The sequence below is a fragment of the Phaeobacter sp. CAU 1743 genome (genome assembly GCF_039839315.1).
GTDB lineage: Bacteria > Pseudomonadota > Alphaproteobacteria > Rhodobacterales > Rhodobacteraceae > Phycobacter > Phycobacter gallaeciensis_A.
Map to the genome: position 1 here is coordinate 1 of NZ_JBDOQR010000095.1, position 12,993 is coordinate 12,993.

Annotated in this window: 11 protein-coding genes, 1 tRNA gene and 1 pseudogene; 10 read left to right on the forward strand and 3 right to left on the reverse strand. The window is 61.0% G+C overall.

Annotated elements, in window-relative coordinates:
* The 4 genes and pseudogenes from AAFO90_RS22415 to AAFO90_RS22430 form a co-directional block, all read left to right on the forward strand.
* Positions 1-108, forward strand: a pseudogene (locus tag AAFO90_RS22415) (IS5/IS1182 family transposase); the annotation flags it as partial.
* Positions 109-271: 163 nt separating this feature from the next.
* Entirely contained in the window at positions 272-1,921 is a 1,650-nt protein-coding gene (locus AAFO90_RS22420; protein ID WP_347510852.1) for a TadE/TadG family type IV pilus assembly protein, read from the forward strand.
* Between the two features lie 8 nt (positions 1,922-1,929).
* Positions 1,930-2,454 carry a TadE family protein gene (locus AAFO90_RS22425; protein WP_274838323.1) on the forward strand — a complete coding sequence of 175 codons (525 nt, stop codon included), beginning with the start codon at positions 1,930-1,932 and terminating at the stop codon, positions 2,452-2,454.
* Between the two features lie 3 nt (positions 2,455-2,457).
* On the forward strand, positions 2,458-3,054 hold the full coding sequence (locus AAFO90_RS22430) for a pilus assembly protein (RefSeq protein WP_347510853.1): 597 nt from the start codon (positions 2,458-2,460) through the stop codon (positions 3,052-3,054).
* 69 nt (positions 3,055-3,123) lie between these two features.
* Here the strand turns inward: AAFO90_RS22430 and AAFO90_RS22435 are convergent, their stop codons facing one another.
* Entirely contained in the window at positions 3,124-3,615 is a 492-nt protein-coding gene (locus tag AAFO90_RS22435) for a hypothetical protein (protein ID WP_274828242.1), read from the reverse strand.
* 194 nt (positions 3,616-3,809) lie between these two features.
* On the opposite strand from AAFO90_RS22435, the gene AAFO90_RS22440 reads away from it, so the two are divergent.
* Entirely contained in the window at positions 3,810-4,721 is a 912-nt protein-coding gene (locus tag AAFO90_RS22440) for a pirin family protein (RefSeq protein WP_065270924.1), read from the forward strand.
* 53 nt (positions 4,722-4,774) lie between these two features.
* Here AAFO90_RS22440 and AAFO90_RS22445 read toward each other — a convergent pair whose 3' ends face one another.
* On the reverse strand, positions 4,775-5,362 hold the full coding sequence (locus AAFO90_RS22445; protein ID WP_347510854.1) for a TetR/AcrR family transcriptional regulator: 588 nt from the start codon (positions 5,360-5,362) through the stop codon (positions 4,775-4,777).
* A 128-nt stretch (positions 5,363-5,490) separates the two neighbouring features.
* Here AAFO90_RS22445 and AAFO90_RS22450 point away from each other — a divergent pair, with 128 nt between their 5' ends.
* From AAFO90_RS22450 to AAFO90_RS22470, 5 genes are all read left to right on the forward strand, one after another.
* The gene (locus tag AAFO90_RS22450) at positions 5,491-5,757 is read left to right on the forward strand and encodes a hypothetical protein (protein WP_347510855.1); all 267 of its coding nucleotides are present in this window, start codon (positions 5,491-5,493) and stop codon (positions 5,755-5,757) included.
* A 135-nt stretch (positions 5,758-5,892) separates the two neighbouring features.
* A complete protein-coding gene (locus AAFO90_RS22455) occupies positions 5,893-7,179 on the forward strand; it encodes a homoserine dehydrogenase (protein WP_065270927.1) in 1,287 nt (428 codons plus the stop codon).
* Between the two features lie 155 nt (positions 7,180-7,334).
* Positions 7,335-8,318: a class II fructose-bisphosphatase gene (gene glpX / locus AAFO90_RS22460; RefSeq protein WP_065270928.1), complete on the forward strand. Its 984-nt coding sequence runs from the start codon at positions 7,335-7,337 to the stop codon at positions 8,316-8,318.
* A 106-nt stretch (positions 8,319-8,424) separates the two neighbouring features.
* Positions 8,425-10,170 carry a single-stranded-DNA-specific exonuclease RecJ gene (gene recJ / locus AAFO90_RS22465; protein ID WP_347510856.1) on the forward strand — a complete coding sequence of 582 codons (1,746 nt, stop codon included), beginning with the start codon at positions 8,425-8,427 and terminating at the stop codon, positions 10,168-10,170.
* A gap of 98 nt (positions 10,171-10,268) precedes the next feature.
* Positions 10,269-10,343 (forward strand) — tRNA-Glu (locus tag AAFO90_RS22470).
* Positions 10,344-10,590: 247 nt separating this feature from the next.
* Here the strand turns inward: AAFO90_RS22470 and AAFO90_RS22475 are convergent.
* Positions 10,591-12,921, reverse strand: coding sequence for a calcium-binding protein (locus AAFO90_RS22475; RefSeq protein WP_347510857.1), 2,331 nt, complete (start codon positions 12,919-12,921; stop codon positions 10,591-10,593).
* Between the last annotated feature and the right edge of the window lie 72 nt (positions 12,922-12,993).

Here is a 12,993-nt window from a genome sequence, read left to right on the forward strand (position 1 = left end):
TTCGCAAAGATCAAGGAATTCAGAGCCATAGCGACCCGCTACGAAAAGACAACGTCCAGCTACGCCGCCAATTGGCATCTCGCGGCTGCCATCATCGCCTCACGATGAATGTCCACAGACCCTAGCATTGATTAAGCGGATGGTAACAATTGTTAAGGTTTTACCCCTGTCGTGCCCCATTTCCGCCATCTTCCCCAAGCAATCATAAACGCCAGCCACCAAAATCCGAAGACCGTCGTCCGAAACAGAACGGGCATAGGGGATGTGTAATATGAGTGTGCGTCGCAGAGCCGCAAAAGATATCAGTAAGGACGTCCTGACCCGGCAGATGGCCCGGATGCGCGCCTTTGCGCGGGATGACAGCGGCGCCATGGCCGCACCGACCATTTTCTTCTTTCTGGCCATGCTGACCGTTGGCGGCATCGGTATCGACCTGATGCGGATGGAGCGCGACCGGACGGTTCTGCAATACACGCTGGACCGCGCGGTGCTGGCGGCTGCCGATCTGGACCAGCCACTGGCCCCCGAGGTGGTGGTGCAGGATTACCTGAGCAAAGCCGGAATGGAAGAATACTATCAACCGCCTCAGGTCTCTCAGGGGCTCGGCTACAAAAGCGTCGAAAGTACAATCAACACGACCTTCAGCGCCCACATGCTGAAGTTCTCTGGCGGCGGCGACATGCCGATGTACGCCAATTCGCGCGCCGAAGAGACCATCGGCAGCGTAGAAATTTCCATGGTGCTGGATATCTCCGGCTCGATGAACTCGAACCGGCGGCTGATCAACCTCAAGTCCGCCGCGCATAGTTTCATCGATCAGATCACCCAGAACACCAACACCGACAACCTGTCGATCTCGATCATTCCCTATGCCACCCAAGTCAACGCGGGCGAAGCGCTTCTGAGCAAGTACAACGCAGGCTTCGATGACCTTCCGGCAAGCGAATGGAACTACTCGCACTGCGTGAACTTCGTCTACGATCAATACGCCAAGACAACGCTGGACCCGGCCGAGCGGTTGGAGCGCACAGCGCATTTCGACCCGTTCACCTATTCTGAGAACATGATCGCCCGCCCGGTCTGCCCGACACGTGACGGATCGGCCATCCTGCCCTTCACCAACGATCCGACCACCCTGCACAATTACATCGACGGGCTGACAGCCTGGGGCAATACCTCGATCGATATCGGCATGAAATGGGGCTCTGCCCTGCTGGACCCGACCGCGAGGCCGGTTGTCAACTCACTGATTGACGATGGCGAGATCGAAGCGCAGTTTCTGAACCGTCCAACCGAGTATAACAACGGCGACACGCTGAAGATCATCATTCTGATGTCCGACGGCGAGAACACAAACCAATACATGATCAACCCTTCGCGCCGCAGCACCATGTCAGATGTCTGGTACAACGCTGAAACTGGGCGCTACTCCGTTTACCACTCCAATGGCACGAAAAGTTACTACTGGCCGCACAAGAACGACTGGTACGATCACCCCTACGGTAACGGCACCCAAACCGTATGTGATTACAGCTATCCGTACGAATGCGCGGCAGTGGACGAGCCCGGCACCGCCGTACAACTGAAATACCACGAGCTTTTTGCACGGGCCTCGCTCGCATGGAACGCGCGCTACAACTACGAGTTCAGTTCCAGCGCCTGGGCAGACTGGTACAATGCCGGAACGTATTTCCACAATCGCGTAGCCAAAGACCAGCACACCAAGAATATCTGCGACCGCACCCGGGACAAGGGCGTGATGATCTACACCGTCGGCTTCGAAGCGCCCCGCAACGGGACCCGCGTGCTGGAAGACTGCGCCAGCTCGCCCGCACATTTCTTTGATGTGGACGGACTGGAAATCTCCGAGGCCTTTGCCTCGATCGCCACTTCCATCCGCCAGCTGAGGCTGACCCAATGATCCGCCACATGCATACCGCCCTTACGCGTTTCCGCCGTCAGGACGACGGCAGCGCCACGCTGGAATTCGCCATCATCATCCCGGCCTTCCTAATGATCCTGATGTCCACCGTTGAGCTGGGTCTGGTCAATATCCGCCAGTCGCAGCTGGAGCGGGCACTGGATCAGACGGTACGCGAGCTGCGTCTTTCAACGGGTGAGCCAGCGCAACATGACGCAATCCGCGACCGTGTATGCGCCCTGTCGGGCTTCATCGAGAATTGTGCCACCTCCCTGCGTCTGGAGATGGTCAGCCAGGACCCCTTTAACTGGACCGGCATCAACCCCGAACCCGACTGCGTCAGCCGCATCGAAGACGTGCAGCCAGTGCGCACATTCACAAACGGGCAGTCCAACGAGCTGATGCTGATCCGCGCCTGCATGAAATTCCGTCCGATTTTCTCCGATTGGGGGTTGGGCGGAGATCTGGGCAAGGATGCGGACGGCCGTGTCAGCCTTTTTGCCGCGTCAGCCTTCGTTCAGGAACCGAGGTAAGCCATGTTCAAAGCCCTGCGTCACCGCCTGAAATCCTTCTGTCGCGACAGCGAAGGCTCGGTCTCGGTTGAATTCGCGCTTTATGCGCCGCTTCTTCTGGGAACCTTTGCGGCCTTTTACACCTTCTTTGATGCCTTCCGGCAGGAAAGCATGAACCTGAAGGCGGCCTACACGATCTCAGACCTGATCTCGCGCGAGACCAATTACATCAACGACACCTATCTGGACAGTATGTACGCCATGGCCGGGCTGCTGATCCGCGGTGACAGCTCGCTTGGAATGCGGGTATCTGTCGTACGCTGGGATGAAGCAGACCAAAGCTATTACGTGGACTGGTCAAAAGTGCGCGGTGGTGGCTACGAGGAATGGACCGATGCCACCATCCATCTGGTTAAGGACGATCTGCCGTCGATGCCCGATCAGGAACGCGTGATCCTGGTGGAAACCAACAACACGGTGGAACCGGCCTTCCGCATCGGCCTTCCGACGATGGATATCAACAACTTCGTCTTCACCCGCCCGCGTTTTGCGCCGCAGGTCGTCTTTGTCGAAGACAAGGCCAACGGCAACAGCCACAACGACAATTCGATGGGCCTCTGAACCCGCCTCTGGCTGGAACGGTTTAATCAGATAACAACAGAAGAGAAAGCGCGCTCTGTGTCAGCGCGCTCAACCTTCGAGGTCAGCACCCATATCGCGCCGGGCGATCATGGCCGCCAGAATTTCCGACATAGCCTTGCTTTGCGAGCCAGGCGTCACCCCACCAACCCCGATCCGGCGCCCCATGCGCCACCAGAGGCCTGGCATCCAGGCGCGGGAACCCGGGGTTTTCCGGCGCATCAGAAACCCGTTCGAAGGCTTGAAGGCAAAGAAACCGCGATCGATGGTTTCGATATCCGCAACCCGTGCAATCTCGGTCCCGTCCGTGCAGCGCAACACCTCTTCAGTGAGCTCGATCCGATAGGCCGTCGCCTGCCACATGCGCACCGACAGCCAGAGAGCGGCGCAGCCAACCACCAGAAGAAACACCAGCCAGGCTGCCGAGGGCGGCGTGGAAAAGGCCACGTAGATCAGGATAACCCCCACCGAAGCCAGCATCCCTACTCCCATGACACGCCGGGGACCGGATGCCTCGATCTTTGCCACCACCTCGTCATTCATGCGCCTGTCTCCTGCACTGTGCTGTAGCGCGGCATAGCCTGAAAAGGCGCAGGCGAACAGCCCTGCGATGCAATGCGACCCTCGGCGGGCCGGTATTGCGCATTTGCGCACAGTGCCTCTCCCACCATCGTGATTTGCGGGCAGCCCAAACCCCTCTATCTGTACATCAAAGCGAAAAGGCCAGGAGACTCCAAATGTCCATCAGACCGATTGTCGAGACCCGCAACGCCATGCCGACCATGGAAGGCGCCGGTGTAAAGCTGCACAGGGCCTTTGGATTTCATGACCCCAGCGAACTGGATCCGTTCCTGCTGTTCGATGACTTCCGCAATGAGCACCCGCAGGACTATATGCGCGGCTTTCCCTGGCACCCCCACCGCGGCATCGAGACCATCACCTATGTGCTCTCCGGCACCGTGGAGCACGGCGACTCGCTGGGCAACACCGGCACGCTGGGCGCCGGTGACGTGCAATGGATGACCGCGGGATCCGGCATCCTGCACCAGGAGATGCCAAAGGGAAACATCAACGGCCAGATGCACGGTTTTCAGCTGTGGGGAAACCTGCCCTCCAGCCAGAAGATGACCGATCCGCGCTACCAGGATGTCGAAGGCAAGGAGATCCCCGAGATCATCGACGATGACGGCACCCGCGTCAAAGTCATCGTAGGAGAGTTCTGGGGCAAGACCGGCCCGGTGGATGGCATCGCCGCAGACCCGCAGTATCTCGATATCTTTGTGCCTGCCGGGGTCAAGAAGACCTTCAAGATCGACACCTACCGCCGCGCCTTTGCCTATATCTTCGAAGGTCAAGGCGCCTTTGTGGATGCATCCCGCCCACAGGGTGTTCTGCTGGAAAAAGAAGTCGCAGGCGAAGAACTGCACATTCGCGACATGTCTGGCGACCGTACGCTGGTGCGTTTTGGCACCGGCGAAGAGATCACCGTTCAGGCCGGTCCCGAAGGTCTGCGCTTCCTGCTGATTTCAGGCGCGCCGATCGAGGAGCCGGTGGCCTGGCATGGCCCGATCGTGATGAATACCCAGGCGGAGCTGCGTCAGGCCTTCCGCGATCTGAACAACGGCACCTTCATCAAACCGGCGCACTAAGCCCGGCCCCTACCCTGCCTCCGATCCATCCGGGGGCAGGCCAAACCGGCGGATCAGGCCGCGACGGCCTTGCGTACCATGTCCCAGTAGATCGTCTCGACCTCCCGCAGCGACAGGCGGCCGCCGGTGCGATACCAGGTCATGACACCATTCAGCATCGCGATTACCGCCAGCGTTGCGATCTTGGTGTCAGGGATCCGGAACACCCCCTCCTCCACGCCTTGCTTCAGCACCGCCTCTAGCGCGTCCTCATAGTTGCGACGCATGGTTTCGATGACGGCGAAGTTCTCATCTGACAGGTTGCGTAGCTCCATGTAGGCGATGAAGACCGCATCTGGCCGCTCCATATGGAAGCGAATGTGAAACCGCACGAAACGTTCCAACTCCCCCAGCGCGTCCTCCACCGCTGGATCCGCCTGCCAAGCCTCCATCAACTCACTCATGTGGCGCTGCATCAGGCTGAACAGCAGGCTTTGCTTGTCCGGCGTATAGTTATATAGCGCCCCGGCCTGCACCCCGACCTCCGCCGCGATCTGGCGCATCGACACGGCGGCGTAGCCATGCTGCGCAAACAGCCGCAGCGCCGCCGCCTGAATGCGCGGGCCGGTAATATCGGAGTGTGAGCCTTGAGTACGTGCCATGCGCTCAAAGCTAACTGAACGTTCGTTCAGATAAAAGCCCCGCTTGTGCCTTGGGCCGCAATTGTGCATCAAAGATCCCAGCGGACAATAATGACCCGCCTGATGCTTCAAAATCCCGTGACCCGATGATGCCCCTGCGTTCTGCCCACCTCACCCTTTTTGCTCTGCTACCGATGGTGGTCGTGGCTGCGGCCTGCACCCGAGTGCCGGAAATCGAGGACAGGCTTTCCCCCAATATGCGCTCGGCAAGTTATCCGCCGCTGCTGCCCGTAGACCAGCTGGTTACCCCTCTGCCGGTCCCTGAAGAGCAAAGCAGCGATTTGGAGCAGGAGATGGCGGCCCGCACCGCGCGCCTGCAGGCCCGGGCAGAAAAGCTCAGGAACGCCCAGAACTGAGCCATTTGCGCCCCTGGCGCCACCCTTTCCAATTTCTGATACCGCTTTCCGGCGCCACTCGGTCCGGCGCCGTTGCACCGCTGCGCCGAACCCGCTAAGGCGGGGCAAAGATTATGTGACAAAGGATCTCCAGCTATGACAGAGCCGCTTCGCCTTGGGATTGCAGGTTTGGGCACGGTCGGCGTAGGCGTGGTAAGAATTATCCGCCGCCAGGCCGAACTGCTGGAGGCGCGCACAGGCCGCCCTGTTGTGATCACCGCTGTATCAGCCCGTGACGCGACCAAGGATCGCGGCGTTTCGCTGTCCTCCTATGCCTGGGAAACCGATCCCGTGGCGCTGGCAAAACGCGACGATATCGACGTTTTTGTCGAACTGATGGGCGGCCACGAAGGCGCTGCCAAAGAGGCGACCGAGGCGGCGCTGGCCGCTGGCAAGGACGTTGTCACCGCAAACAAGGCGCTGCTGGCGATCCACGGTCAGGCTCTGGCCGAACAGGCCGAGGCAGCAGGCCGCGTGATCCGTTTCGAAGCCGCCGTCGCAGGCGGTATCCCGGTGATCAAATCCCTGACCGAGGGCCTTGCCGGTAACGAGATTACCCGCGTCATGGGCGTGATGAACGGCACCTGCAACTACATCCTGACCCGGATGGAGCATTCCGGCCTGCCTTATGAGACGGTCTTCAAAGAGGCCGACGATCTGGGCTATCTCGAAGCTGATCCGACGCTGGACGTGGGCGGCATCGACGCCGGGCATAAACTCGCCCTGCTGGCCGCGATTGCCTTTGGCACCAAACCGGCCTTTGACGATGTGCAGCTGGAAGGCATCCAGCGGATCGCCATCGAAGACATCCGCCACGCCGCTGACATGGGCTTTAGGATCAAGCTTCTGGGCGTCGCGCAGACCTCTGCCCGCGGGCTGGAACAGCGCATGGCGCCTTGCCTGGTGCCCGCGAATTCGCCGCTGGGCCAGCTGGAAGGCGGCACCAACATGGTCGTGATCGAAGGCGATGCCGTCGATCAGATCGTACTGCGCGGCCCCGGTGCCGGCGAGGGCCCGACCGCCAGCGCCGTGCTCGGCGATATCTGCGATATCGCGCGGGGTCTGCGCATTGCTACCTTTGGTCAGCCCGCCGCCACCCTGCAGGAAGCGCCCTCGGCCATGTCCGGCCTGCCCGCGCCCTATTATCTGCGCATGGCGCTTCAGGACAAACCCGGTGCCCTGGCCAAGGTTGCCGCGGCGCTTGGCGATGCGGGCGTATCTATCGACCGGATGCGCCAGTACGGCCATTCCGAAACAATCGCCCCGGTTCTCATCGTGACCCACAAATGCACCAGCGCCATGCTGGACGATGCCCTTGCCGGTCTGGCAGCCACCGGCGTCGTCGATGGCGCGCCTGTGGCCCTGCGTATCGAAGAACTCTGAGGCGACGCCCTGCCCTCATCCAGAAGGCAGAACCATGAAATACCGCGCGGAATGGCCACGGAACTGGTCCAATCCGCGCGATCATCCCTTGCCCGCAGCGCCCTGCGCGGGGTATCGACAAGCAACCCATACGGATTGACACAGGATTATTGAGTATGACCTCGACCAGCTCTGACGCCCCCTTTCACGACCGCATGCTGTCTCTGGGCCTGGCCCGGGTCGCCGAACAGGCCGCACTGGCCTCTGCCTCGCTGATCGGGCGCGGCGACGAAAAAGCTGCCGACCAGGCCGCCGTGAACGCCATGCGTGAACAGCTGAACCTCTTGGACATCGCAGGCGTCGTCGTCATCGGCGAAGGGGAACGGGACGAGGCTCCGATGCTGTTCATCGGCGAAGAGGTCGGCACCGGCAATGGTCCTGGCGTGGACATCGCGTTGGACCCGCTTGAAGGCACAACCCTGACCGCCAAGGACATGCCCAACGCGCTGACTGTGATCGCCATGGGTCCGCGCGGCTCGATGCTGCACGCGCCCGACACCTATATGGACAAGCTGGCCATCGGCCCGGGCTACCCCGAAGGCGTCGTTTCGCTGGATATGTCCCCGCGTGAACGGGTCGAGGCGCTGGCCAAGGCCAAGGGCTGCGCGCCGTCGGACATCACCGTTTGCATTCTGGAACGCCCCCGCCACGAAGCGATGATCGCCGAAGTGCGTGAAACCGGCGCCTCGATCCGCCTGATTACCGATGGTGACGTGGCCGGCGTCATGCATTGCGCCGAATCCGAAGTGACCGGCATCGACATGTACATGGGCCAGGGCGGCGCCCCCGAGGGCGTTCTGGCCGCTGCGGCGCTGAAATGCATGGGTGGTCAAATCTTTGGTCGTCTGCTGTTCCGCAACGATGACGAAAAGGGCCGCGCCGCCAAAGCTGGCATCACCGACCTGGACCGCGTCTACACCCGTGACGAGATGGTCACCCAGGACGTGATCTTTGCCGCCACAGGCGTTACCGGCGGCTCGCTGCTGCCGCGCATCAAGCGCGAGCCGGGCTGGCTGGAAACCACCACCCTGCTGATGCGGTCGAAAACCGGTTCGGTCCGCCGCATGTCCTACCGCACCCCGGTTGAGGCACAGGGCTGATCCAGCCAACTGTCAGGCCGGAGCGCAGCGGCGCGACGGCTCGGTCGGATTAAATTTTCAAAGGGCCGGGTCCGCAGGGCCCGGCCTTCCTGCATGGGAGAGATGCGTGAGCTTTCTAGGGGTTGAACAGTCACTCACCGGACGGCGCTGGCTGGGTCCGGGCATCGATCTGGAACGCGCGGCCGAAGCCATGGCTCAGCAAACGGGCCTGCCCGCCGCCGTTTGTCAGGTCCTCGCCCGGCGCGGCGTTCCCGCCCATGAGGCAACCGGCTTCCTGACCCCTGCGCTGAAGGATCTGCTGCCCGATCCCCGGCGCATGAAGGACATGGAGACCGCCGCTGGCCGGTTCCTGCAAGCGGTGGAACAGCGCCAGCGCATCGCCATCTTTGCTGATTACGACGTCGACGGCGGCAGCTCTGCGGCGCTTCTCTTGGTCTGGCTGCGGGCCATGGGACAGGATGCGACGCTCTATATCCCCGACCGTATCGACGAGGGTTACGGCCCAAATGACGCCGCCATGTCAGCGCTGGCGCACGATCACGACCTGATCGTCTGTGTCGATTGCGGTACACTTTCGCATGGACCGATCGCAGCGGCCAAGGGCGCCGATGTGATCGTGCTGGACCACCACCTAGGCGGCGAAACCCTGCCCGACTGCGTCGCCGTGGTGAACCCCAACCGGCAGGATGAAGACGGGGACCTGGGCTATTTCTGCGCTGCAGGCGTGGTGTTTCTGATGCTGGTCGAGGTGCGACGGCAGGCCCGGGAAAAGGGGCTTGGGACCGGGCCAGATCTGATGGCCCTTCTGGATCTTGTTGCCCTTGCCACGGTGGCGGATGTGGCGCCGCTGATCGGCGCCAACCGGGCGCTGGTGCGTCAGGGGTTGAAGGTGATGGCGGCGCGCAAACGCGTGGGCCTGGTGGCGCTGGCCGATGTCAGCCGCATGGATTCGGCGCCCTCCACCTATCACCTGGGCTTTCTGCTGGGACCGCGGGTCAATGCCGGCGGGCGCATCGGCAAGGCGGATCTGGGCGCGCGTCTTCTGGCCAGCGACAACCCGCATGAGGCCGCAGCGCTGGCCGAACGCCTTGACCAACTCAATACCGAACGCCGCGACATCGAGAACGCCGTGCGCGCCGCCGCGCTGGAGCAGGCCGAAGCACGCGGGCTTGATGCACCGCTGGTCTGGGCCGCCGGCGAAGGCTGGCACCCGGGCGTTGTCGGCATCGTTGCCTCGCGCCTGAAAGAGGCCGCAGGCCGCCCGGCGGTGGTCATCGGTCTGGACGGAGACGAGGGCAAGGGATCAGGTCGCTCGGTCAGCGGCATAGATCTGGGCGCAGCGATCCAGCGGCTAGCCAACGAGGGCCAATTGATCAAGGGCGGTGGGCACAAGATGGCCGCCGGTCTGACCGTCGCGCGGGATAAACTCGAAGAGGCGATGGCGCGGCTGGGCGATCTGCTGGCTAAACAAGGCGCCGGGGACCTTGGCCCTGCGGATGTGAAGCTCGACGGGATGCTGATGCCCGGCGCCGCCTCGATCAACCTGATCGAGCAGATTGAACAGGCCGGTCCCTTTGGCGCCGGTGCCCCTGCCCCGCGCTATGCCTTTCCCGATCTTGAGGTCCGCTTTGCCAAACGGGTCGGAGAATCGCATCTGAAACTGTCGCTGAGCGACGGGCTGAGCAGCGGCATTGACGCCATCTGTTTCGGCGCCTTCGACACCGACCTTGGCCCCCGGCTGCTGGATCATGGCGGCGCCCGATTCCACTTTGCCGGACGGCTGGAGATCAACACCTGGGGCGGTCGTCAAAGCCCGCAGTTGCGCCTGGAGGACGCCGCGCCAGCGTCCTGAAGGGCGCTTTCTCCGGCAGGAAAATATTTTCGCTGAAACCCCGTTTTTTCGCTTGCGGCAACTGACGGGAATATCTAAACACCGCTCACACACAGAGTGGCCCGTTCGTCTATCGGTTAGGACGCCAGGTTTTCAACCTGGAAAGAGGGGTTCGATTCCCCTACGGGCTGCCACTTTCCCTTCCTGAATAGCAAATTTTGCCGCCTGGGCTGTCGTGGTATTCACTGATCTGCGTCCAACACCTTTCGTGTTGGAGGGGGCCTAGTCACCTATCACAAAGCCGCTCCAGAGCCCCTTCATCCCCTGACGATCTCCGCGCCGTGAGGATGTCGGCCCCAGTGGCCAATTCAGGCATTCCGAAAGAGAAGCGGCCGCAGACCCAAAGGTCCACGGCCGCTTCCAGTCACTATCTGTTCAGGCTCACGCCATGATCAGCACATCGTCAAAGACCAGAGTCTCGATGCTGGTCAGAGTATCGACATGGCCAGTGGCGTTATCGGTGACTTCCCAAGAGCCGGATCCGTTGTCCACGACAGTAAAGTCGCTCTGAACCCCGTCAAACTCGGCGCGGTCGTCACCCAAGCCACCGATGATCACGTCGCTGCCACGGTTAAACAGGAAGATATCGTCGCCACCTTCACCATACATGGTGTCAGCACCCAAGCCTCCGCCGAGAATGTCAGCGCCGCCGCCGCCTTTCAGAACATCGTTACCGGCACCACCGCCAAGGAAGTCATCTGCCACGCCACCGTCAAGGCTGTCGCTTCCAGCACCGCCCCGCAGAGTATCCTCACCCAGACGACCTACCAGATCATCACTACCATCGTTGCCGATCAGCACATCCGAACCCAGTCGACCAATCAGATTGTTATCCTCCGCGTCCCCGATCAGCCGGTCATCGAACAGCGAGCCGGTCACGGCTTCGACGTTCATCAGAACATCACCTTCCGCTTCACCACCGATACCGGTTCCCGCCTCGAGATCCACAGTTACAGCTTCGGCAGAGTCCGCATAGTAAGCGCGGTCAGTGCCGTTACCGCCGTCCAGCGTATCTGCCCCGTCACCGCCGATCAGCAGGTCCCAGCCGCCGCCGCCTTCAAGCAGGTCGTCTCCGCTGCCGCCGTTCAGAGTATTGCCCTCGTCGTCTGAACCGATCAGCGTATCTGCAGCATTGGACCCGATAACGTTTTCGATTCCGGTCAGGGTGTCACCATCCGCCTTACCACCGTCACCTGTACCGTCCTCAAGATTGACGGTTACACCATTGACGGAAGTCGCATATGTCGCCGTATCCATGCCGGTTCCACCGATCAGGATATCTGCACCGACACCACCCTCAAGCAAATCATCACCTGCGCCGCCGTCAAGGGAATCCGCGCCGCGGTTGCCGATCAACTCGTCATTGCCGCCAAGGCCCAGGATCGTATCATCCCCGGCCAGACCGATCAGAACGTTGTCGAAATCATCACCAACGATGTAATCATCGTCAGCTGTTCCGGTCACGGTGTCATCGTGGCTGCGGTTGATCAGCAGGAAATCTTCCAATTCCAGCTCGGAGGTGACGCCGCTCAGCGTTGCGATCTCGTAATCGCCGAGGCTGACGTGCAGACCGTCGCCTTCGACGCTTTGCGAGACCACATCCTTGAAGTTGACGTCGGTGACGCTGAGATCGATTAGTCCCAGAACATCCTCTCCCTGCTGGAAGTCGGTGACAGTGCTGCTGACGATCTTCGAATAGTCGTTGGTGACACCATAGGAAAGAACGAACAGGTCATCGCCGTCATCGCCGGTCATGGTGTTGCCGCCCTGGCCGACCAGAGTGTCATCCCCGGCGGAACCGGAAACACCTACACCCTTGCCGTTGATGGTGACTTCTTCATAGCTCATGACCAGCTGGGTGTCATAAAGCGTTGCAGGCTTGATATCGCCTTTGACGTAGAAGGCCACGTCGAAGTTGTTGGTCATGTTGAGACCGTTGATCGACACCGAACCCGCGTTGTTCTGCCAGCCCGCACTGATCGCCAGCGGCGATACGGGGAATTCCCAGTCCAGAAGGTTGATCACGGTCTGGGTGTCTTCGCCGACTTCGTATTTCACCTGATCGTTGGTGGTCGGCAGCTCCAGGCTCGGGTCGGTCGGAATGACGACGCTGGGCAGATCCTGACCGTATTTATCCGGCTGTAGGCGCCAGCGCGGCCCGACGATGTACTCGGTGCCATCTTCATTCAGCACCGCCTCAAAAGGCTCGCGATCCATGGTGGTGTACCAGGCGTTGGTATAGCCCTCTTCCAGATCTTCCGACATGGCGCCGATCTGGTCCAGGGTCGAGCCTTGCGCCGCCGCAGCCAGCGCCGGATCTTTCAGAACGGTGCCTGCCGGATACAGGGTGCCATCACCGCCATAGTAGTCATCGGTGGTAACCCATTTGCCATCCTCAAGGATTTCATAGGTGGGCAGCTGACCAATGGCGGATTCGTTCTCGAAATCCTCGGGGCGGATCTGGTCATTCGGGTTGTTGGTGATCGTGTGACGGGTGACCAGCTCGGCCTGGGTGATCTGGAACAGCGGGATCAGATCATCATTGTCGGCATCCGGGGTCGACCATTCATCCGGCAAAGGCAGCTCGGCCTCGATGCGCACATCGTTCGGCTTCTTGATGGTATTGCCCCAACGATAAAGCAGCTTGCCGTCATCCTTGGGAATGTCCCGAACGATGTTGAAAAGCGTTTCGGGCGACGCTGCGGATTTCATGGTTATGCGGCTTGATCCAACGGGTCAACCAGCGCATCATTTTGTGGGTCGCGGTGTTTTTCCAATGCGGCC

Coding starts and splice junctions, on each gene's coding strand:
- AAFO90_RS22420 (WP_347510852.1), top strand. CDS start 272: ATGAGTGTGCGTCGCAGAGCCGCAAAAGATATCAGTAAGGACGTCCTG.
- AAFO90_RS22455 (WP_065270927.1), top strand. CDS start 5,893: ATGACAGAGCCGCTTCGCCTTGGGATTGCAGGTTTGGGCACGGTCGGC.
- glpX (WP_065270928.1), top strand. CDS start 7,335: ATGACCTCGACCAGCTCTGACGCCCCCTTTCACGACCGCATGCTGTCT.
- AAFO90_RS22440 (WP_065270924.1), top strand. CDS start 3,810: ATGTCCATCAGACCGATTGTCGAGACCCGCAACGCCATGCCGACCATG.
- AAFO90_RS22425 (WP_274838323.1), top strand. CDS start 1,930: ATGCATACCGCCCTTACGCGTTTCCGCCGTCAGGACGACGGCAGCGCC.
- AAFO90_RS22430 (WP_347510853.1), top strand. CDS start 2,458: ATGTTCAAAGCCCTGCGTCACCGCCTGAAATCCTTCTGTCGCGACAGC.
- AAFO90_RS22435 (WP_274828242.1), bottom strand. CDS start 3,615: ATGAATGACGAGGTGGTGGCAAAGATCGAGGCATCCGGTCCCCGGCGT.
- AAFO90_RS22445 (WP_347510854.1), bottom strand. CDS start 5,362: ATGGCACGTACTCAAGGCTCACACTCCGATATTACCGGCCCGCGCATT.
- AAFO90_RS22450 (WP_347510855.1), top strand. CDS start 5,491: ATGCCCCTGCGTTCTGCCCACCTCACCCTTTTTGCTCTGCTACCGATG.
- AAFO90_RS22475 (WP_347510857.1), bottom strand. CDS start 12,921: ATGAAATCCGCAGCGTCGCCCGAAACGCTTTTCAACATCGTTCGGGAC.